This window comes from Moraxella porci DSM 25326, assembly GCF_002014855.1.
GTDB lineage: Bacteria > Pseudomonadota > Gammaproteobacteria > Pseudomonadales > Moraxellaceae > Moraxella > Moraxella porci.
Window position 1 is genome coordinate 59,389 of the sequence record NZ_MUYV01000004.1, and the last position, 21,164, is coordinate 80,552.

18 protein-coding genes are annotated in these 21,164 nt (G+C 47.5%); 7 read left to right on the forward strand and 11 right to left on the reverse strand.

The genetic code is table 11. The annotated features are described in order from the left end of the window. The first annotated feature begins 79 nt into the window (after window positions 1-79). From B0681_RS04120 to glmU, 7 genes are all read left to right on the forward strand, one after another. Window positions 80-853 carry an ABC transporter ATP-binding protein gene (locus B0681_RS04120; protein ID WP_078317511.1) on the forward strand — a complete coding sequence of 258 codons (774 nt, stop codon included), beginning with the start codon at window positions 80-82 and terminating at the stop codon, window positions 851-853. Between the two features lie 109 nt (window positions 854-962). Then, window positions 963-1,736, forward strand: a complete 774-nt coding sequence (locus B0681_RS04125) for a transporter substrate-binding domain-containing protein (protein ID WP_078317489.1) — start codon at window positions 963-965, stop codon at window positions 1,734-1,736. 85 nt (window positions 1,737-1,821) lie between these two features. Then, window positions 1,822-2,613 (forward strand): transporter substrate-binding domain-containing protein, encoded by a 792-nt coding sequence (locus tag B0681_RS04130; RefSeq protein ID WP_078317490.1) that lies wholly within the window; start codon window positions 1,822-1,824, stop codon window positions 2,611-2,613. Between the two features lie 85 nt (window positions 2,614-2,698). Beyond that, on the forward strand, window positions 2,699-3,496 hold the full coding sequence (locus B0681_RS04135; RefSeq protein WP_078317491.1) for a transporter substrate-binding domain-containing protein: 798 nt from the start codon (window positions 2,699-2,701) through the stop codon (window positions 3,494-3,496). A 152-nt stretch (window positions 3,497-3,648) separates the two neighbouring features. Continuing rightward, window positions 3,649-4,368 carry an ABC transporter permease gene (locus tag B0681_RS04140; RefSeq protein WP_078317492.1) on the forward strand — a complete coding sequence of 240 codons (720 nt, stop codon included), beginning with the start codon at window positions 3,649-3,651 and terminating at the stop codon, window positions 4,366-4,368. Then, window positions 4,365-5,093 (forward strand): ABC transporter permease, encoded by a 729-nt coding sequence (locus B0681_RS04145; protein WP_078317493.1) that lies wholly within the window; start codon window positions 4,365-4,367, stop codon window positions 5,091-5,093. The genes B0681_RS04140 and B0681_RS04145 overlap by 4 nt, the downstream gene beginning before the upstream one ends. A 9-nt stretch (window positions 5,094-5,102) precedes the next feature. Continuing rightward, the gene (gene glmU / locus B0681_RS04150; RefSeq protein WP_078317494.1) at window positions 5,103-6,458 is read left to right on the forward strand and encodes a bifunctional UDP-N-acetylglucosamine diphosphorylase/glucosamine-1-phosphate N-acetyltransferase GlmU; all 1,356 of its coding nucleotides are present in this window, start codon (window positions 5,103-5,105) and stop codon (window positions 6,456-6,458) included. Window positions 6,459-6,505: 47 nt separating this feature from the next. Here glmU and mscL read toward each other — a convergent pair whose 3' ends face one another. The 11 genes from mscL to B0681_RS04205 form a co-directional block, all read right to left on the reverse strand. Then, window positions 6,506-6,940 carry a large conductance mechanosensitive channel protein MscL gene (mscL, locus tag B0681_RS04155; RefSeq protein ID WP_078317495.1) on the reverse strand — a complete coding sequence of 145 codons (435 nt, stop codon included), beginning with the start codon at window positions 6,938-6,940 and terminating at the stop codon, window positions 6,506-6,508. 198 nt (window positions 6,941-7,138) lie between these two features. Next, window positions 7,139-8,983, reverse strand: a complete 1,845-nt coding sequence (gene typA, locus B0681_RS04160) for a translational GTPase TypA (protein WP_078317496.1) — start codon at window positions 8,981-8,983, stop codon at window positions 7,139-7,141. A 277-nt stretch (window positions 8,984-9,260) separates the two neighbouring features. Next, complete coding sequence (locus B0681_RS04165; RefSeq protein ID WP_078317497.1) at window positions 9,261-10,553, reverse strand: OmpA family protein; 1,293 nt, start codon at window positions 10,551-10,553, stop codon at window positions 9,261-9,263. 264 nt (window positions 10,554-10,817) lie between these two features. After that, window positions 10,818-11,549 (reverse strand): pyridoxine 5'-phosphate synthase, encoded by a 732-nt coding sequence (locus B0681_RS04170; protein WP_078317498.1) that lies wholly within the window; start codon window positions 11,547-11,549, stop codon window positions 10,818-10,820. Window positions 11,550-11,562: 13 nt separating this feature from the next. Further along, window positions 11,563-12,393, reverse strand: coding sequence for a DNA repair protein RecO (recO, locus tag B0681_RS04175; protein WP_078317499.1), 831 nt, complete (start codon window positions 12,391-12,393; stop codon window positions 11,563-11,565). 28 nt (window positions 12,394-12,421) lie between these two features. Then, on the reverse strand, window positions 12,422-13,417 hold the full coding sequence (era, locus tag B0681_RS04180) for a GTPase Era (RefSeq protein WP_078317500.1): 996 nt from the start codon (window positions 13,415-13,417) through the stop codon (window positions 12,422-12,424). A gap of 23 nt (window positions 13,418-13,440) precedes the next feature. Then, window positions 13,441-14,154, reverse strand: coding sequence for a ribonuclease III (gene rnc, locus B0681_RS04185; RefSeq protein WP_078317512.1), 714 nt, complete (start codon window positions 14,152-14,154; stop codon window positions 13,441-13,443). Window positions 14,155-14,252: 98 nt separating this feature from the next. Then, a complete protein-coding gene (lepB, locus tag B0681_RS04190) occupies window positions 14,253-15,341 on the reverse strand; it encodes a signal peptidase I (RefSeq protein WP_078317501.1) in 1,089 nt (362 codons plus the stop codon). 139 nt (window positions 15,342-15,480) lie between these two features. After that, window positions 15,481-17,295, reverse strand: coding sequence for a translation elongation factor 4 (gene lepA / locus B0681_RS04195; RefSeq protein ID WP_078317502.1), 1,815 nt, complete (start codon window positions 17,293-17,295; stop codon window positions 15,481-15,483). A gap of 169 nt (window positions 17,296-17,464) precedes the next feature. After that, on the reverse strand, window positions 17,465-18,709 hold the full coding sequence (locus B0681_RS04200; RefSeq protein ID WP_078317503.1) for a capsule biosynthesis protein: 1,245 nt from the start codon (window positions 18,707-18,709) through the stop codon (window positions 17,465-17,467). 100 nt (window positions 18,710-18,809) lie between these two features. Further along, window positions 18,810-21,107 (reverse strand): capsular polysaccharide biosynthesis protein, encoded by a 2,298-nt coding sequence (locus B0681_RS04205; RefSeq protein WP_143821219.1) that lies wholly within the window; start codon window positions 21,105-21,107, stop codon window positions 18,810-18,812. Window positions 21,108-21,164: the final 57 nt, after the last annotated feature.

A 21,164-nucleotide genomic window follows, 5' to 3' on the forward strand; every position in this document is an offset into this window, starting at 1 on the left:
TTGGGTAAGCTTAGCCATTGACAGCATCACCAGATCAGACATTTATTATGGCAGCTATGCCTATTATTCAGGAATTTACATGACCGATTTACGCCCGATTGCCCTTGATTTACAAGACATTCACAAAAGCTATGGTTCGCTTGATGTGTTAAAAGGCGTGTCTTTGACGGCGTATGATGGCGATGTCATCAGCATTTTGGGTTCGTCAGGTTCGGGCAAATCCACTTTGCTGCGCTGCATTAATCTGCTAGAAAATCCCACCTCAGGCAAGATCATTGTCGGTCAAGAAGAGCTTAAGCTTAAGGCCAAAAAAGGCGAGTTGGTGGCCGCTGATAGCAAGCAGCTAGAAAAATTGCGCTCAAAGATCGGCTTTGTCTTCCAAAGCTTCAACCTATGGCCGCACAAAACCATCCTCCAAAACATCATCGAAGGCCCAACTCAAGTGCTGGGCATCAGCAAGGATGAAGCCATCCAAGAAGCCGAGCGACTGCTTGCCAAAGTCGGCCTATTGGACAAAAAAGATGCCTATCCTGATAATCTATCGGGTGGTCAGCGTCAGCGCGTCGCCATCGCGCGTTCGCTTGCAATGAAGCCACAAGTGCTTTTGTTTGATGAACCGACATCGGCACTTGACCCTGAACTGGTCAATGAAGTGCTGGCAGTGATGCGTGAGCTGGCCGCCGAAGGTCGCACCATGCTGATCGTCACTCATGAGATGCGTTTTGCTCGTGAAGTCTCAAGCAAAGTCGTCTTCTTGCATCAAGGCCGCATCGAAGAGATCGGTACGCCAGAAGAAGTGTTCGATAATCCCAAATCAGCACGCGTGCGTGAGTTTATGGCATCACATCGATGAGTATGGCGCCAAGTTTTTGCCTTTTATATTAAACTGCTCTGATACTGACACCAAGCTTTGCCATAGCCAAAGATCCGTTTTAGCCAATATTAGCCCAAGGAGTTTTTTCATGATCAAACCATTTGCCCTACTGTCTGTGGCAGCCGTGACACTGGTTGGCTGTGCCAAACAAGACGCCCCAGCGGCAGCAGATGCTGCGCCAGCTGCCGAACAGCGCAACATCGTCATCGCCACAGAAGCAGCATACCCTCCATTTAATGACACCGACGCCAATGGCAATATCGTCGGCTTCGATGTCGATGTGATGAATGCGCTGTGTGCCGAGATGAATGCCAAGTGTCAAATCGTCGCCCAAGATTGGGATGGTCTAATTCCAAGCCTACTGGCGAATAAATACGATGCCATCATCGCAGGCATGTCCATCACCCCAGAGCGTCAAGCGCAGGTCGATTTTTCAGATTCTTATTTTTCAAATACCATTGTCTGGCTGGCCAAAAACGATGGCAGCTTTGACCCAAATAACATTACCAACAAAACCCTAGCAAGCCAACGCTCAACCACTGGCGCAGCTTATATCAGTGAGCGCTTTGATGACAAAGATGGCAACCGTGTCAATCTGTACGACACCTACACCAATGCCTATTTGGACATGAAATCTGGCCGCAGTGACGCTGTGATGGCCGAAAAAGTCTCAGCATCTGATTGGCTAAAACAACCAGGCAACGAAGCCTTTGGTCTGATCGGCGATGAGATCGACAATAACGACAATCTAGGCATCGCTGTACGCAAAGGTGACAGCCTAAAAGCTGATTTTGATGCTGCATTGGCCGCCATTAAAGCAAATGGCAAATTGGCAGAAATTGAAAAAGCTCATTTTCAATGATCACAAACCGCGCGCCCATCGTGGTGCGCCATGATGTTAAAAAGTGTTAGAATCAATTTTTTGTCGGACAACTAAGGAGCATGTCATGAAAGCAATCCAATTTACCACCGCACTGTTGGCAGCCGCTGTCTTGGCAGCATGCAGTAACGACCAGCCTGCCCAAAGCCAAACGGCCGCAAGCACCGATTCGGGCGCGACTAAGGACATCATCATCGCCACCGAATCGAGTTTTAAGCCATTTAGCTATTTGGACAATCAAGGCAATTTGGTTGGCTTTGAGATCGATCTTGCCAATGCGTTGTGTGAGCAAATGCAAGCCAACTGCACCATCGTTAGCCAAGATTGGGACAGCCTGATTCCAAGTTTGAATGCCAATAAATCAGACGCGATCATGGCTGGCATGTCAATCACCGAAGAGCGCTTAAATGCAGTGGATTTTAGTGAGCCGTATTTTGACAATACTTTGGTACTGATTGGTAAAAAAGGCGACCCAACCACCATTGATGGTGTTCAAGGCAAGACCGTTGCCACCCAGCAAGCCACCGTTTCAGCAGAATATCTGGCCAAAAACCATCCAGGCGCTATCGTAAAGACCTATGATAAGCAAGACAATGCCTATCTGGATCTGACTGCAGGCCGTGCCGATTACATGCTGTCTGATGTCGTACCTGTGTCTGATTGGCTAAAAACCGACGCTGGTGCCAATTATGAAATCAAAGGCACGCCGATCGATATCGGTGATAAAGTTGGTATCGCAGTTCGCAAAGGCGATGCACTAAAAGCAGACTTTGATGCGGCATTGGCCAGCCTAAAAACCAATGGTAAGTACGACGAGATCGTCGGCAAATATTTTGACGCGCAAGCGGTCGCTCAATGATTTGATAGATCGGCTTAGGTTGACATGCCCAAGCCGATCGGCCAGCACATAAGCCAAATTACCAATCACCATCAAGGAGTAGATTATGAAATTAAAAACATTCGGACTGATGGCAGCCATGATGGCGACGATCGGCCTGACTGCCTGTGGCGGTCAAACTGACAGCACGCCTGCTGCCACTGATGGCGTTATTCGCATCGCCACTGAAGGCGCTTATGCACCGTTTAACTATACCAATGCCGATGGCAGTTTGGGCGGTTTTGACGTGGATATCGCCAATGCGCTATGCGCCAAGATGCAAGTAGAATGTCAAATCAGCGCTCAAGATTGGGACGGCATCATTCCTGCACTTAAAACTGGCAAATTTGATGCCATCGTCGCAGCAATGTCGGTGACACCAGAACGCAGCGAGCAAGTGGATTTCAGTCAGCCGTATTACATCAACTCATTGGTATTTTTGGCAAAAAAAGGCTCAACATTTAACCCAAGTGATGCCGCTGCCATCGAATCGGCAAAAATCGTCGCTCAGCGTTCGACCATTTCAAGTCAATGGCTAACCCAAACTTATCCAAACAGCCAACCACAGCTGTATGACACCTTGGATAATGCCTTTATGGATCTGGGCAATGGCCGTGCCGATGCCATGATTTCTGACAAATTACCAGCATTGACTTGGCTTAACTCTGATGTTGGCCAAGGCTTTGAGATCAAAGGCGGCGACATTGACATCGATGATAAGATCTCCATCGCTGTCGATAAAGGCAACAGCGAGCTGTTAAAACGATTTGATGATGCTTTGGCAGCCATCAAAGCCGATGGCACTTATCGCCAAATCGCCGTCAAGCATTTTGGTGAAGAAGGTGTGCCAGCTGGCATGGAATGATTTTAACGATGCGATCATCGGCCAAACCCAGCTTTCGGTGATGCCATCTCACCGAAAGCTTAGGCGCTTGCCAGTTTTTGGCATCGCGTGATATGGATGGCAATTTTACCACAGTTATCAGCACTCATTTTGTAGGCATTAAGGTATGAAGCGTGTTTGACTTACAAGGCTACGGCCCGCTTTTGATAAAAGGCACTCTCTTAACCATTCAGCTGGGCTTGGCCAGTTTGGTGTTTGGCCTGATTTTTGGTTTATTGGGCGCACTGGCCAAACTGTCGGGCGTTTGGATTTTGGAAAAAATTGCCAACGCCTACACCACTGTCATCCGCGGCATTCCTGAGCTGCTGATGGTATTTTTTATCTATTTTGGCGGCAGTTTGATTTTGGCAGCTGTTCTTAAGCAGTTTGGTTATACAGGTCGCATTGACATCAGTCAATTTTGGGCTGGCGTAGCAGCATTGTCCATCATGTTTGGTGCCTATGCCACCGAAGTATTTCGCATGGCGATCCAAGACATCCCAAAAGGCCAATGGGAATCAGCTCAAAGCATCGGCATGACGCCCTTTCAGACCTTTCGCCGCATCATCTTGCCACAGATGTGGATGGTGGCATTGCCAGGCCTTGGCAACCTAACCTTGGTACTGCTTAAAGACACCGCATTGGTTTCATTGATCGGTCTTAAAGATCTGATGTACTATGCTGGGCGTGCAGGTCAGACCACTCAGCAGCCCTTTACTTTTTTGTTGGCAGCAGCAGTGATTTATTTGGCATTGACCTCGATCATCACGCTTGTGATGACATGGTTTGAGTCTCGTGCCAATCCTGCGGCTCGCTACGCCAAACAATTACGCAAGCTGGGGGTGAAATCATGAGCTGGAATTGGCAAGCGATCATCGAACATTTCCCCGAGCTACTCAAAGCCTCACTTACCACCATTGAACTGGTCGTCATCTCTTGCGCGATCGGTTTGGTGTTTGGCGTTTTATTAGGCTTATGGCGATTATCGCCGATACTTTGGCTGCGCGCTTTGCCTGCAGCATACATTTTTTTCTTTCGCGGGACACCGCTGCTCGTGCAGATTTTCTTGATCTATTATGGCTTGGGTCAATTTGCCACTTTCAGAGAGTCGGTGCTATGGGGGCCAGTATTCAGCCAAGCTTATTGGTGTGCGATCATTGCCTTTACCTTGAATACCTCGGCGTATATCGGTGAAATCGTGCGCGGTGCCATCTTGGCAGTACCAAAAGGTGAGCTTGAGGCAGCCGATGCCATCGGCATGTCAAAACTCCAAAAGCTCAAACGCATCACCCTGCCACGAGCGTTTGGCATCATGATTCCTGCTTATAGCAATGAGGTGATTTTTATGCTCAAAGGCAGTGCTTTGGCGTCGGCCATCACTGTGGTTGAGCTGATGCATACCGCCAAAAACATCATTTCAGTCACCTATTTGACTTTAGAAATGTACTTTGCTGCAGGGGTGATTTATCTGGTGATCAGCTGGATTTTCCTATTTGCCTTTAGACAATTTGAACGCCATATCAATCGCCACAAGCGCTATGTCCCACCTGTCGTCAACAACCCCAATCCTCCGATTTAAGGATTTGCCATGACTCTACACACCATCATCTTAGCCGCCGGCAAAGGCACTCGCATGAAATCACGCCGCCCAAAGGTACTACAAACCTTAGCGGGTAAGGCATTGGTTCGCCATGTGCTTGATACTTGCCAAAGCATTCAATCTGACAGCACAGTGCTAATTTATGGCTTTGGTGGTGAGATGGTCAAGGCGGATTTAGCGGATTATGCCGTGACATTTGCCGAGCAAGCCGAACAACTGGGTACAGGTCATGCGGTCAAGATGGCACTACCGCACTTGCCTGCCGATGGTAAAAGCTTGATTTTGTATGGCGATGTGCCGCTAACCCAAGCGGATACCTTGACCAAGCTTGTTGAAGCAAACACCGACGGCATCTCAATGCTGACCTTGAATGTTGCCAATCCATTTGGACTAGGTCGCATCATCCGCGAAGATGGCAAAGTCGTCGCCATCGTTGAGCAAAAAGATGCCACCGATGCCCAAAAAGCCATCACCGAGATTAACAGCGGCATCTACTGCGTGGACAATGCCCTACTGCATAAATACCTACCAATTCTCAGTAATGACAATGCCCAAGGCGAATACTATCTGACCGATATCGTCAAGCTTGCTGTCGCTGATGGCGTCACCATCGCAACCATCGCCCCAGAGTATGAGTTTGAAATCGAAGGCGTCAATGACCGCATTCAGCTTGCCGCCCTTGAACGCACTTATCAAGCCCATCAAATCCATGCCCTACAAATCGCAGGCGTACAATTTGCCGACCCAAGCCGAGTCGATATCCGCGGCACCTTGACAGCGGGCAATGATGTATTTATCGACATCAACACCGTCTTTATCGGTGATGTCAGCCTAGGTGATGGCGTGCAGATTGATGCAGGTAATGTGATTAGCAACACCAGTATCGGTGCAGGCACGCACATCAAACCAAACTGCGTCATCGATGACAGCATCATCGGTGCTGATGTCACCATCGGGCCATTTGCACATCTGCGTCCAAAGACCGTACTGGCAGACAAAGTCAAAATCGGCAACTTTGTCGAAACCAAAAAAACCCAAGTCGGTCTGGGTAGCAAAATCAACCACCTAAGCTATGTTGGCGATGCCACCTTGGGTGTTGATGTCAATATCGGTGCAGGGGTGATTACTTGCAATTATGATGGCGTGAATAAATTTAACACCACCATCGGTGATAACGCCTTTGTGGGTAGTAACTCAAGCCTAGTCGCCCCTGTCAAAGTCGGCAAAGGCGCGACCATCGGTGCAGGCTCAGTCATCACCAAAGATACACCAGATGATAAGCTGTCTTTAGCACGCGCTCGCCAAACCACCATTGATGGTTGGCACCGCCCCACCAAAAAATAAGCCCAAAAAAACTGCCGCTCATCTTGAACGGCAGTTTTTTTATCAAATTACTTGTGCTGACCAAGTTTGGCACTGATCTCACGCAGCAGCAAAACCTCTTCTGATGGCTCTTCTGGCGCAGCAGGCTCTTCTGATTTGCGGCGTAGACGGTTCATGCCCTTGACCATCATAAAGATGATGAACGCTAGGATGATGAAGTTAATCACCACTGTGATGAAGCTGCCATAAGCAAGCATCGGTGCGCCAGCTTCTTTTAGCGCATCATAAGTCATCGGCACGCCAGCAGGGGCATCGCCAAGCAAAATAAACATGTTTTTAAAATCAAACTCGCCACCCATGATGAATGAGATGATCGGCATGATGATGTCTTCTACCAGCGAAGTGGTGATCTTACCAAATGCAGCACCGATGATCACACCGACTGCCAAATCCATCACATTGCCTTTTAGGGCAAATTCTTTAAATTCTTGAAGCATACTCATAATAGTTACTCAATTTATATCAGTCAACAAAAAATACCCAATCTTCGGCAAATGGCGACATTTACACGAATGAGATCAGGTATTGCCAATTTTGCGATGCACAGTTGCACCAAAATGCGGTCATTTTAGCACAGCTGTGCAGAGTTTCTGTAGCATTTGATGGTGGCTGTGTTAAGGAATGTTACAGCCACCATCAAATTAGTCTTTTTTACGACCGAAACGCTTACGCTCATTTTCGGTCAAGTAACGCTTGCGGATACGGATGGATTTTGGTGTCACTTCAACAAGTTCATCATCTTCGATAAACTCCAGCGCTTGCTCCAGCGTATATTCAAGCGCAGGTGTCAAGATGATGGCATCGTCCGAGCCTGAAGCACGGATGTTGGTCAGCTGCTTGGCTTTGGTTGGGTTCACCACCATGTCATCCGAACGAGAGTTGATGCCAATGATCATGCCTTCGTACACTTCTAGCTGCGGCTTGGCAAACAGACGGCCGCGCTCTTGTAGACTAAATAGTGCATACGCCAAGCAAGTACCTGTGACCATCGATACCAAGACACCATTTTGGCGCTTGGCCACGCTGCCGTCTTTGGCAGGGCCATAATGCGAGAAGCTTGAGGTCATGATACCCGTACCTGATGTCATGGTCAAAAATGCCGAGCGAAAACCGATCAAACCACGAGACGGTACGGTAGCTTCGATGCGGATACGGCCTTTGCCATCGACTTCCATATTGGTCAAGTCGCCCTTACGGTTGCCCATCTCTTGCATGACTGCACCTTGGTGCTGCTCTTCAACATCAAAAGTGACATTTTCATAAGGCTCGCACATTACGCCATCAATTTCTTTCATGATGACCTGCGGACGAGATACGCCCAGCTCAAAGCCCTCACGACGCATATTCTCAATCAATACTGATAAGTGCAATTCACCGCGGCCTGAGACTTTGAATTTCTCTGGGCTGTCAGTATCCTCGACACGCAATGCGACATTGTGGATCAGCTCACGGTCTAGGCGCTCACGGATATTACGCGAGGTGACAAACTTACCTTCTTTACCAGCAAATGGTGAATCATTAACCTGAAAAGTCATCGATACCGTTGGCTCATCGACGCTCAAAGCAGGCAGAGCCTCGACATGCTGCGGATCGCAGATGGTGTCAGAGATATTCAGTGCATCAATACCAGTGATACAGACGATGTCGCCTGCTTGCGCCGAATCGACATCCACGCGCTCAAGGCCATGATAGCCCATGATTTTTAGGATACGGCCGTTACGCTTGTTGCCATCTTTATCGATGACAGTCACAGGGGTATTGGTCTTGACCGAACCACGCTGAATACGGCCGACACCGATGACACCAACGAAGCTGTTATAGTCAAGGCTTGAGATTTGCATTTGGAAAGGACCATCAACATTGACCTTTGGCGGCTCGACGATATCAACGATGGTCTCAAACAGTGGCGTCATATCAGAGGCCAGATTATCCGGCTCAAGACCTGCGATACCATTGATGCCTGATGCATAGACGATCGGGAAATCAAGCTGCTCATCGGTCGCTTCCAAGCTGTCAAACAAATCAAATACTTGATCAATCACCCAGTCAGCACGCGCAGCAGGCTTATCGATTTTGTTGATGATGACGATTGGTTTTAGACCACGCGCAAAAGCCTTTTGGGTGACAAAGCGGGTCTGTGGCATTGGGCCTTCTTGTGAATCGACCAACAAAAGCACGCAATCGACCATCGACATCACGCGCTCAACCTCACCACCGAAGTCGGCGTGGCCTGGGGTATCGACGATGTTAATGCGGTACTCAGTACCTGTGCGACCGTCCGTCCATTTGATGGCGGTGTTTTTGGCCAAAATGGTGATGCCACGCTCAGATTCCAATGCGTTAGAATCCATCACGCGTTCGATTTCGCCTGAGCGCTCGCCCAGTGCGCCAGACTGCTGAAGAAGTTTATCAACTAGGGTAGTTTTACCGTGGTCAACGTGAGCAATGATTGCGATGTTACGCAAGTGCTTGATGTCGTTTGCCATAAATACTCATATAAAATTGTGAATCTTAGCAATATGCCAGATTTGGTGAAAATTTCTTGATACAATATCTTATCCCAGGATTTTGGGATAACTGCTTATTATACCATAAAACCTTGGTATTTTTAAAATATTTGATAAAACAGTGAAATATCAATGCTTAAATAAGCCAGACCTTATCATTCTGTCGGCAAGCAGGTGGTACTAAAACAAAAAGCCACCCAAATGGGTGGCTTTTTTTGCGTATGATCTACCAAAAGATCATTAGCTGTTTGCTAAATTATGGTTGAACAACCATGTCTTTAGTTTGATCTACAGTGGTAGTCTTAGTACCAGTGATCACAGCTTCTACGCGACGGTTCATTGCACGGCCTTCAGCAGTATCGTTTGGAGCGATCGGACGATCGAAGCCATAACCTACTGCATTTAGACGGTTTGGAGCGATACCAAACTCGTTAGAAAGCATAGACTTCACAGCGTTCGCACGAGCTTCAGATAGGCGTTGGTTGTAACGCGCATTTGAGCGAGCTGAATCACGAGAAGCGTGGCCTTCGATTACTGCAGTTGCGTTCGGGAATTCTTGCATTTGTGCAGCGACTTTAGCAACTTCTTCACGGTATTGTGGTTTGATTGCTGATTTGTCGTAGTCGAAGAATACGCGTAGTTCTTGGCGTAGCTCTTCTACTAGGTTAACTTGTACTGGGCAGCCGCGAGCGTCAACAACAGTATTTACTGGAGTGTCTGCGCATGCGTCTAGGTGATCAGGCACACCGTCACGGTCAGAATCAACAACCACATCATCGATCACAACTGGAGCTACTGGCTCAACTTGTGGAGCTACTGGTACTACAGGAGCCAAACGACCGCCTAGAGTTACTTCTAGACCTGCTAGAGCTTTACCTTGAGTCCAGCTGTTGTCTAGGTTGTGCTCAGCACGGACTTCGCCACGAAGTGCCAATGCGTCATTGATTAGGTAGCGTGCGCCTAGACCTAGGTTAGCGATGGTGTCTTTACCAGCGTCAGCAACTACAGAACCTGCATCAACTTGACCAGATAGACCAGTTTGAGTTAAAGTTGCTGAGTATGTAGCATCATTTTCGATGCTAGTTTTTTGCATACCACCACCAACTAGCACATATGGCTTGAACTTGGTAGCTGGGTTGTAGCCAGAGAACTGCTCAGTACCGATTAGGAAGTTTGCAGAGATGTTCTCTTGTTCAGCGCTGAAACGGTTTTGATCAGCGGCATAGTAAGAATCTTCTGATGCACGCGCTGATGGGTTGGTTACGCCATATTCAACTTGTAGTTGAGTAGATGGAGTTAGCTCAACACCCAATGCTAGGCCAGTGTATAGGTCGCTTTTTAGCGCTACACCACCGTTTGTTGGATTTGTAACGCCATCACGAGCTTCATTTAGTTGACGGCCAGTTTCGAAAAGACGGCGTTGCTTTTCAGCAGCTGCGTCTTCTTGTACATAGTTGTAACCGATAAGCGGAGTTACAGTTACGCCAGCAGATGCTGCAGTTGCAGCGCCAGCAGCCAAAACTGCAAGAGCGATTTGATTAAATTTCATAAATTCCTCCAAGGAATGGTTGGTTTTTCAAGATTACCGTGCCTATTGTAGCATAGTTATCCGTAATCTGCCAATAATCTGTTACAATTTTTGTAACTTTGCAGATGCAGCCATGCCGTTTTAGGCTTTTATCGCGGCTTGTATTAAAAGCTTAACGGTAAATGAAATTATTTACAACCCCTTTTTTGTGAAAAATCACATAATATTACACAAAAATCCTATTTTTTTACGATTTTTTGCCCGATATGACAATTATGTGTCAATTTATGCCAAAAACGCCGCCTTCATCGCCTTAACCGCTTGATCTAGACCTATAAACACCGCATCAGCGATCAGCGCATGGCCGATGTTGAGCTCATGAATGCCATCAATTTGGGCGATGGCAGCGACATTTTGGCGTGTCAAACCATGCCCTGCATTAACCAAGATTGTTGATTTCGCCTTGGCATGGGCGACGGCTGCCTTGATGCGACTCAGCTCATCGGCAGTCTTGGCAGCATCGCCATCAAGTGTGGCGTGTGCATAGGTGCCTGTGTGCAGCTCGATGGCATCAGCACCCAAAGTGATGGCGGTATCGATTTGATGAATATCAGGGTCAATAAACAGCGATACTTGAATGCCTACTGCCTGCAATCGATCGATAAACTCACCCAAATTTGGCAGATTGGCGATATCTAGCCCACCTTCGGTGGTCAGCTCTTGGCGTTTTTCGGGAACCAGACACACCCACGCAGGTCGCACATCTAGGGCAATCGCTAGCATCTCATCAGTGACCGCCATTTCTAGGTTCATGCGTGTGGTCAGTCGCTTTGCCATCTCATAGACATCCGCGTCACGGATATGGCGACGATCTTCACGCAGATGCAAGGTGATGCCTTCAGCGCCCGCCTGCTCACAAATCAGTGCACCTTCGATTGGGCAAGGATAGCCGACACCACGAGCATTACGCAGTGTGGCAATATGATCGATATTGACGCCTAATAGCGGTGTATTCATGGATAAACTTCCTTTATTGCGGGTTCATATAACGGATACTCTGTTGCCATAGCGTGCGACTATTGAGTGGCTTGTAGTCCAAAAGTGCATCCATCAGCTCTTTTTGTAATTGGCTCAATTGTGGCATCCACTCTAGCTGTGCTTGCGTATCGCCTACTGCATTCGCCATCCTAAGCAGCTCATCGCCACGATAGCGTTGTCGGCTTAATTTCACCGTTTGGCCATAGCGATCTGCCACGCCTGCCACATCAGGGACAAAGCCCGTCAACGGCACAAAGCGATACACGGTATCAGCGTCGATCGGCACGCCATCACCATCCACCTGATAATCCATCGCCACGCCAAGCTCATCAAATAACGCCTGCTCAAACTGGCGCAAATACAGTCGCATCGCCTGCATCTCATCAGTATCATCAAGCTTTAGTCGGTCAAGCGCGTGCAGTTTGGTGGTTTTGGTGTGATACACTTGCCAAAGCTTGGGGCAAGGATTTTCGGTAGCCAAAAGCTTATACAGCACTTCATTCATATACAAAAGTGCATATTGTACCCGCCCTTTGATCAGATGATAATTCACCGCATCCATCTGTGGTGTTGGCACATCATCAATATCTATACCATCGCACATCGCCCCAAAGTCTGGATGAAAGCCCAGACTGATTTGGCTAAAGCTTTTTAGGGCATTGACACCATTTGCCATCAGCCAAATTGGTGCAAACAGCGGCATCCCCCGAGCACCCACGCCATGCACCACCCCATGCTCATAGCTGAAAAACTGATAAATCGCACGTTTTTCTTGATAAGCCCGACTGTGCAACAGATAGCCATTGAGTGCGGTGACACGCATGATATTCTTCCAAAAAGCTTAAGTAAAATCAATAACCTAAGCTATTTAATGCACGTTCATCATCCGACCAGCCACGCTTAACTTTCACCCACAAGGTCAGCATGATTTTACGGTCAAACAGCACTTCCATATCTTTACGAGCATCGATACCGACTTGCTTAATACGAGCGCCTTTATCACCAATGATGATGGATTTTTGACCTGCTCGCTCCACAAAAATCGTCGCATCAATAAAAGTCACCGCACGACGCCATTTGCCTGTCTCAGGGTCTTGGTGCGCAGGTTCATCTTTAAAGGTGTCAATCTGCACAGTCAAATCATAAGGCACTTCATCACCTGATGTACGCATGATTTTTTCACGGATAATCTCCGATGCCAAAAAACGCTCCGAGCGGTCAGTGATCTGCTCAGCATCAAAAATTGCAGGACGTACAGGCAGATAGTCACCAATCACCTGCACCAAGCGTTCTAGATTGTGGCGACGCAGTGCCGATACGGGTACGATGTCAGCAAAATCAAAACTCTCGCTAAAGCTCTCGATGTGTGGCAACAGCTGTGATTTATCCTTAATGGTATCCGCCTTATTGATTACCAATACCACAGGCAGATTGGTCGCTGATAATTTTTCGAGTGTCAATAAATCATCTTCACGCCACTGCAGTCCATCGACCACAAACAGCACCAAATCGACATCTTGCAGTGCCGAAATCGCCGCTTTGTTCATACGCTCATTGATCGCGCGTACTTCTTTACTGTGAATACCTGGGGTATCGACAAAAACAATTTGCATCTCATCATTGGTCAAGATGCCATGAATGCGATGACGCGTGGTCTGCGGTTTTCGTGAAGTGATGGAGAGTTTTTGACCCAATAAGTGGTTCATCAGCGTCGATTTGCCAACATTTGGACGGCCGACAATCGCCACAAAACCAGCCTTAAAAGCGTCATTGGTCGGGGTTGATTGGCTGTCAAAAAACGCCGCAATGGTGTCTTCGGTGCTTACAGTTTTGGTGTCGTCAGTCATGTGATTCCTTGGCTTATATAAGATTAGCTTTGTGATAGTTTATTGAGCTGATTGATCATCAATTCAGCGCATTTTTGTTCAGCGATACGGCGTGATGTACCTGTCTCGGTGATGGCATGCGCGCCAGTAACCGCCACAGTACAGCGCACAACAAAGGTTTGATTTGGCGCATTGCCTTGGGTCTCAATGAGATCATAGATCGGCAGCGGCAGCTGATTGGCCTGCAGCAGCTCTTGCAGACGCGATTTGGCATCTTTTAAGACTTGCTCTTGACCGACTTCATCCATCAGATCGCCATACCAGTCCATCACCAGACGATGAATCAAGTCATCATCACGGCTGTCTAGATATATTGCTGCGATCAATGCTTCAACTGCATCCGCCAAAATCGATGCACGATGGCGACCGCCGCCCTTACGCTCGCCTACACCAAGGATCAGATGGCGTGACAGCTCAAGCTTTTCGGCAATTTGCACCAGCGTCTCTTGGCGCACCAAAGTCGCTCGCATACGCGTCAGCTTGCCTTCATCATGATGTGGATAACGCAAAAATAGGCTGCGCGCAATGATCACACCAAGCAATGCATCGCCCAAAAATTCCAATCGCTCGTAGCTGTTTTTGGGATCATAAGAGCGGTGCGTGAGAGCGCGCCTAGGCAGACTTGAATCACTAAACTGATGGCCAAGTTTTGCCGACAGCACAGGCAATCCTTGCTCAAAATCGGTAAAATAAGGCATCTGCCCTAAAGATTTTTGGGCAGTTTTTGGGCTTTTGACAATTTTTATGGTTTTTTTATTCACTCATGGATCCTGATGTCGGCTCGCGGGCAACTGTCTCAATCAATCGCGCCATTTCGGCCAAAAGTCGGTAGATTCAAGCCTGGTTCTTTGTGCATCCAGATATAAGTGGCCTTGCCTGATAAATTGGCCTCAGGCACAAAGCCCCAAAAGCGGCCATCTTGGCTGCGATCGCGGTTATCACCCAGCACGAAATATTGTCCCTCTGGCACTGTAACACGCCACTGACTGCCGCCAACGGATGCCTCAGGGCTTTGTAGTACCAGTGCTTCATCAGGATGAATGCCCTGCTCACCGACATAGCGTGCCAAATAAGTATGCTCACCCAGCTGCTCGGTCTGATAGCGCGCATAACGCTCTTCTTCGCGACCCAGTGCAGCGCGATCAGTATCACTGATTGGCTGCTGATTGATCACGCCAGGATACATCTGATCAACCAACGGCTGCGGCATATCGTATTGGGCGGGTGTGGTATTTACCCCCTCACCATTGATTGACAGCACCCCTTTATCAAAGCTCACCGTATCACCAGGCAGGCCAATCACACGCTTGATGAAATACACTTTATCATTTACAGGATAACGAAATACCGCCACATCGCCACGCTCAGGCGAGCCCGTGTCTAGGATTTTGGTATGGGTAATCGGCAAGCGTAGGCCATAAGCTGATTTATTGACCGCAATAAAATCACCCGTATAAAGCGTCGGTACCATCGATGAGGATGGGATATTAAACGGCTCAACGATAAAAGAGCGGACAATCACAATCACCGCAAGCACTGGCAAAAATTCATACGCCCAGCGAACTAAGGTCGATTCGCTTGGCGGATTGCCTTTTAAACTTGCCAATCTGACACGACTGGCAACGAAGTCCTGATGCGCCGATTGTACTGCTGCAGGCGTCGTTTCGTTTGGGATATAAGCTTCGGCATTGGCAGTGATTTGATGGCTGGCCAAGGCAGCATTCATGCGCATACGCTGTTTTTCATGCGCGTCTTCAGCTTGTTTGATGTCTGTGTGATAAGATTTGACAACACGGTGCTGCTTTAAAATCAGCACATCCAGCAGCCAAACCAGCAAAAACACCAAAGTAACCGGCACAAGAATCAAATTAATATCAAAATCCACCAAACTCTCCTACAGCTGTGATGCTAGGCGTGATTGCCATTGGCATAGTATAACAACTGCTTGTATCATCTATTAGTCAATTATTAGTCAATCGGTATAAAATATGTACAAATTATTCAATCAAACTGCTTGATTCATCTTAGCTATCAACTTTGAGCACTGCTAGGAACGCTTCTTGTGGGATTTCGACACTGCCCACTTGCTTCATGCGTTTTTTACCTGCTTTTTGTTTTTCAAGTAGCTTTTTCTTACGGCTGACATCACCACCATAACACTTGGCAAGGACATCTTTACGCATGGCTTTGACCGTGCTGCGCGCGATGATTTGACTGCCGATGGCTGCTTGGATGGCGACATCAAACATTTGGCGCGGAATCAGCTCTTTCATCTTCTCAACAAGCTGACCACCACGGCGACGTGCGTGCTCTTGATGGCAAATCATCGCTAGCGCATCGACTTTTTCGCCATTGATCAAGACATCGACACGCACCAGCTTATCGGCTTCATAGCGTTCAAAATTATAATCCAAAGACGCAAAGCCACGGCTAGCAGACTTCAATTTATCAAAGAAATCCATCACCACTTCGCCCATCGGGATGTCGAACACTACCTGCACTTGGCGTGCCATAAACTTCATATCCACCTGCACGCCACGACGCTCAATCGCAAGCGTGATGACATTGCCTAGATATTCTTGAGGGACTAGGATATGACATCTAGCAATCGGCTCACGGAACTCTGCGATTACGCCGACATCAGGCAGCTTGGATGGGTTATCCACATAGACGATATCGCCATTTTTCTTGACCACTTCATAAATCACCGATGGCGCAGTGGTAATCAAATCCAAGTCATATTCACGCTCAAGTCGCTCTTGGATGATCTCCATGTGCAACATGCCAAGAAAGCCACAGCGAAAACCAAAGCCCAATGCTTCAGAGGTATCTGGCTCAAAAAACAGTGCCGCATCATTGATTTGTAGCTTTTGTAGCGCTTCACGGAATTTTTCAAAATCGCTTGAATCAACAGGGAACATCCCAGCATAAACCTGCGGTGTCACCTTTTGAAAGCCTGGGATATTATCGACATCAGGGGTCTTGGCATGGGTGATGGTATCGCCCACCGGTGCACCTTGAATGTCCTTGATGCCCGCAATCACAAAGCCCACTTCACCAGCGTGCAGGACATCCGTCTCAAGTGATTTTGGCGTAAACACACCGATGGATGTCACCAGATGGCTCTCGCCAGTTGATTTGATAAAAATCTTATCGCCTTTTGCCACTGAGCCTTGGCGTACACGCACCAATGACACGACACCAAGATAATTATCAAACCAAGAATCAATAATCAGCGCTTGTAGTGGCGCGTCACGATCGCCCACCGGTGCAGGGATGCGTTCTACCAAGACTTGCAGTAGCTCATCCACACCCAGACCTGACTTGGCAGATACTCGCGGCGCATCCACCGCTTCGATACCGATGATGTCTTCGATTTCTTCGATGACGCGTTCAGGCTCCACCTGTGGCAAATCGATTTTGTTTAAAACAGGCAGTACTTCCAAGCCCTGCTCGACCGCTGTATAGCAGTTGGCGACTGACTGCGCTTCGACACCTTGGGCGGCATCAACCACCAACAATGCCCCTTCACACGCTGCCAAAGAGCGAGACACTTCATAACTAAAGTCCACATGGCCTGGGGTATCAATGAAGTTCAACTGATAACGCTCACCATTTGGATGATCGTAATACAAAGTCACCGACTGTGCCTTGATGGTGATGCCGCGCTCACGCTCGATGTCCATCGAGTCAAGCACCTGCGCCTGCATCTCACGGTCAGACAAGCCACCGCACACTTGGATAAAGCGGTCAGCCAGCGTACTTTTGCCGTGGTCAATGTGAGCAATGATCGAAAAGTTGCGAATCTTAGAAATATCAGTCGGTTTTTTGGCAGTCATAAAACACTCGGGGTGCGTTGGGATGATACAAGTTAAGTTAAACCAAATATTGTACCCCAATTGCTTGAGTTTCGCTATCTTTTATCATCAGTTGATAAAATAATTTTGCATAAAAAACGCCCATCATGGGCGTCGTATGCATGAACGGTCGTCAAAAGCTCGACAATCATCAGCCCAAGGATTGGTATTTGGATTTTTTTGGTGGCACACCCACTTCTTGGGCATGAATATAGGGCAATGCCCACGGTGAAGTGCCATAAAATGAGCCATTGAGCTGCGTTTGCTCGATCAGGTATTCACGAAACTTCAGATAAAACTCATAATCAGGCGCAGTTGGATGGCTCCAAAACTCATCTAGGCTTTGCTGATCGGTCAGCCCTTGGATGTCATACAATGCCCGACCCATGATTTTGGTGGGTTTTTTGTGATAAATCGACTGCAAGCCAGTGGTGCTATTGACCGTAATCATGCCGATGCTGTGGCGAATCAGACTTGGCAAGTGCATATCACAGCCATAATGCGCCCGTCCCGATACCCCAAGCTCATCCGCCCATTTGGCAATCAAGCCCTTATAATCCCGATGTCCACGATCCAGCGGATGATGCTTGAATAAAATCTGTGTGCCTTGTGGGGCAAATCTGGCAAATGACTCCATCACTTCTCGGATAAACTCAGTCACATCGGCATAATCGCTATGGTGAGTGATTTGCGAATCATTATGTACTTGTAAGCTAACCAAATAAAACTGGCCGCTTGCTTCATGCATCAAGCGTTTTTGTAGGGCTTTATCAGGATAATAACGCACCGCTTTACGAATCGGAGCGATCAGCCACGCCATCATCTCTTGCCAAATGGACAATCCCCGATAATGCTCATAGTGCGGATAATATCTTTGGCCAAGAAAAACGATGGCATAATAAACAATGCTTGCCACGCACAGTCGCCAAAAGCGATTGGCGGTGTATTTTGGCGCATCATTGGCTTGATCAAAACCTTCAATCATTGCAGGATTGAGCCGCGAGTAACCATTAATCCCATGCTCTTCAAGCGTGATATAATCTGGTCGCAGATACCCTTCTTCGAAGACGAAAAATGATACGCCCTGCTCAGCACAGACTGCTTTGGCAACCGTGTGGTACGGTCGGCAATCATTAAAGCAGACCACCGCATCGATTTGATGTTCGGCGATAAGTTGTGCGATGAATGTATCAAATTCAGCAAGCGACCCACGATAGTTGCTCATCTTGTCTTTATGACAATAAAAGAATGCATCGCCCGCGTTGAAATTAATCTTATGTACCGTGCGGCCACCATCCATCAAAAAGGTGGCAAAACGACAAAAAAACGTCCCCATCTTACCCTGTAAGAGCAAGATGCGACGGTGATCGAGCAGTCGTTTCATGGATGCAGACATAAGGTGTTCAACTTGATCAAGATGGCAAAATGGCTGTCTTTGATTAATTATCGTACAAATTAGCTTGCTATTTTAGCACAAATTAATCATTTTTCTTTTATCAAATCGTAAACTTACGTAGGCGCATAAAATTGGTTTTGGCCGCTTGGATGATGCGTTTTTTAAGAGGTGGCTTAGGAGCATCTTGCTGCTGATTGTACAGATAATCAATCACCTGCTCAACGCTGGCAAGACCATAACCATGCGGCAATCGATACATAGGATAGTCAATCAATGTGCCATGAATGAGCGCCTCTAGACTCAGTGGCACTTGGCGAGTGCGTCGTGCAATGGCGGCTTGTTTGGGCAGATTATCACTTTCAACAACATCAGTCGTCAAGCCAAATCCAGCATAAAATGGCATTCCATAACACACCACTGCCACACCTCGTAGCAGTGCCTCAAAGCCCGCCTGCGAGCTGATGGTATGTACCACATCACACACCGACAAGCACTGCGGCATGGCAGTATCATGAGCGATGATGTCGGCGAGGCTCAGCGTAGCATCATCGACTTTGCCCACACGTAGCCCTGCTTCAATATCAGGATGCGGCTTATAGATAATGATGTCATCGGGATGATCAGCTCGTACTCGTTTGAGCAGATCAGTATTAGTTTTGATGATGCTAGTGCAGTTTTGTACCGATGCATCGTCCTCGACTTGACCTACAGCCAAGCGCACTTTGGCAGATGGTTTTTGGACAATCAGCTGACTGAGTGAGTCGCTCAATGCATCATTGACTTTGCCGACATTGTATTTACTGACCTGTCTGTCAAGTAGTGATTGGTGTAAGAGCCTAGCACGCTCGGCTTGTTCATCATCCAAGGTGATGCTTTGTAAAATTTGTTCAAGTCGTGATGGAGTAGTAGCATCATAATACACGCCAACATCATCCATCACCACAGACAATGGCTCAAGCAGTGTCGCCCCAAGTCCGTTGGAGCGGATAAAGCCATCTTCCATGCAGATGATGGCAGGATTGGTTTGATTTTGATAAATATGGATTTTGTTAGCAAGGCTACGCTTAGCAGCCAAACCCCAAACCAAATACCGCTGATGCGGCTTATTTGACAAGGGTTTCAAGATTCGCTTATCATCTCTGGTTATCTGCCAAGACATGATATCATCGCCAAGCAAGGTTTGCAGTCTACTTTTAATTTTAAAAGTCAAATTCACCTCGGGGAAGCCGGCATAGCCTTTGACAAAGCCCACTTTCCATCGACTAAAATCATAAGCCAACAGATCGCCCGCCAAGTAAGATTGCCAATCACGATTGCGAATCAGATAGTCAATCACTGTCTCAATTTGACAGGCTTTGCCCGTGGCAGGATCGGCATAATGACTATAATCGATATAACTGGCAAAAAACAGCTGTTCAAGATTGACGGCACCCACACCCAATGCCGCTCGGCGTGCCTTGACTAGCCGATACAACTTTGCCATTTGATCATCAGCACAGATGCCATCATCACAGGTCAACCCATAAGCACTATACCAGCTCACCCCAAAAGCATGAACCGCCTTGCCCATCATCAGCGCTTCAAAGCCTAGGTGCGAGCTGACAGTATAGACGCTCTTGGCTTGATGTAATAGTGCAATGGGATTGATGGCGTGTTTAATGATATGGATATTTGCCAGCCTTTCTTGGCTGATACCTTGGGTCAATAAATAATTAACCGCATCTTTATTAAGCTGCCCATATTCATCCACCAAAAAACCCACTTTGGCAGCAGGATGCGCTTTAATATGAATTTGCTGATGTGCTTGTAAGGCCAAAAGCAACATCCGATAAAATGCTGTAGAATCAGCACCCGCCCCTTGGATGGATGCATCGCCCGCTACTTGGTCGATAACCAATGTGCTGTGCGGTGGCAAAGTCTGTGCGTGTGGCGTGCTGGGATTATATTTGGATAATTGATGATGAATCATTTTGTTGATTAATGACTTGGCACGACAAGCATCATCATCAGACCAACACGCCACACGATCAGCAATCAGCTGCTCTAGCCGTGATGGTGATGTCACATCAAAATAAATCCCCAAATCATCAAGCACAAAACTTGCCCCGTAACGACTTTTTACCCCACTATCCAGCGAGCGTAAAAAACCATCTTCGGCTGTCCATAAAGGTGCTTGAAGTCGCTTTGCCAACCGCATACCTCGCTTAGTTTTACGATTGGATTTACGACCCCATATAAGTACCACATCTGCAGGCTTCGCCTTATGATAAAAACGACAAACTCTAAGATTGGCATTAAGTGCAGCCGGTAACAATGCATTGTTCTTTTTCATACCCTTTCGGGCGATTGCCGCATCTAAAGGCATAGGCCTGTCGAGTAGTTCAGTTGATTTTAGCAAGACAACACCCAATTATTATATTTATTCTACTTTAAACCAAAACCCCCTTCATCTCTC

Bases quoted from the DNA above. Each gene is read 5' to 3' on its own strand.
- B0681_RS04165 (WP_078317497.1), bottom strand. From the start codon at position 10,553: ATGAAATTTAATCAAATCGCTCTTGCAGTTTTGGCTGCTGGCGCTGCA.
- B0681_RS04120 (WP_078317511.1), top strand. From the start codon at position 80: ATGACCGATTTACGCCCGATTGCCCTTGATTTACAAGACATTCACAAA.
- rnc (WP_078317512.1), bottom strand. From the start codon at position 14,154: ATGCCTTATTTTACCGATTTTGAGCAAGGATTGCCTGTGCTGTCGGCA.
- B0681_RS04135 (WP_078317491.1), top strand. From the start codon at position 2,699: ATGAAATTAAAAACATTCGGACTGATGGCAGCCATGATGGCGACGATC.
- lepA (WP_078317502.1), bottom strand. From the start codon at position 17,295: ATGACTGCCAAAAAACCGACTGATATTTCTAAGATTCGCAACTTTTCG.
- era (WP_078317500.1), bottom strand. From the start codon at position 13,417: ATGACTGACGACACCAAAACTGTAAGCACCGAAGACACCATTGCGGCG.
- B0681_RS04170 (WP_078317498.1), bottom strand. From the start codon at position 11,549: ATGAATACACCGCTATTAGGCGTCAATATCGATCATATTGCCACACTG.
- B0681_RS04145 (WP_078317493.1), top strand. From the start codon at position 4,365: ATGAGCTGGAATTGGCAAGCGATCATCGAACATTTCCCCGAGCTACTC.
- B0681_RS04125 (WP_078317489.1), top strand. From the start codon at position 963: ATGATCAAACCATTTGCCCTACTGTCTGTGGCAGCCGTGACACTGGTT.
- recO (WP_078317499.1), bottom strand. From the start codon at position 12,393: ATGCGTGTCACCGCACTCAATGGCTATCTGTTGCACAGTCGGGCTTAT.
- B0681_RS04130 (WP_078317490.1), top strand. From the start codon at position 1,822: ATGAAAGCAATCCAATTTACCACCGCACTGTTGGCAGCCGCTGTCTTG.
- typA (WP_078317496.1), bottom strand. From the start codon at position 8,983: ATGGCAAACGACATCAAGCACTTGCGTAACATCGCAATCATTGCTCAC.
- mscL (WP_078317495.1), bottom strand. From the start codon at position 6,940: ATGAGTATGCTTCAAGAATTTAAAGAATTTGCCCTAAAAGGCAATGTG.
- glmU (WP_078317494.1), top strand. From the start codon at position 5,103: ATGACTCTACACACCATCATCTTAGCCGCCGGCAAAGGCACTCGCATG.
- B0681_RS04200 (WP_078317503.1), bottom strand. From the start codon at position 18,709: ATGTCTGCATCCATGAAACGACTGCTCGATCACCGTCGCATCTTGCTC.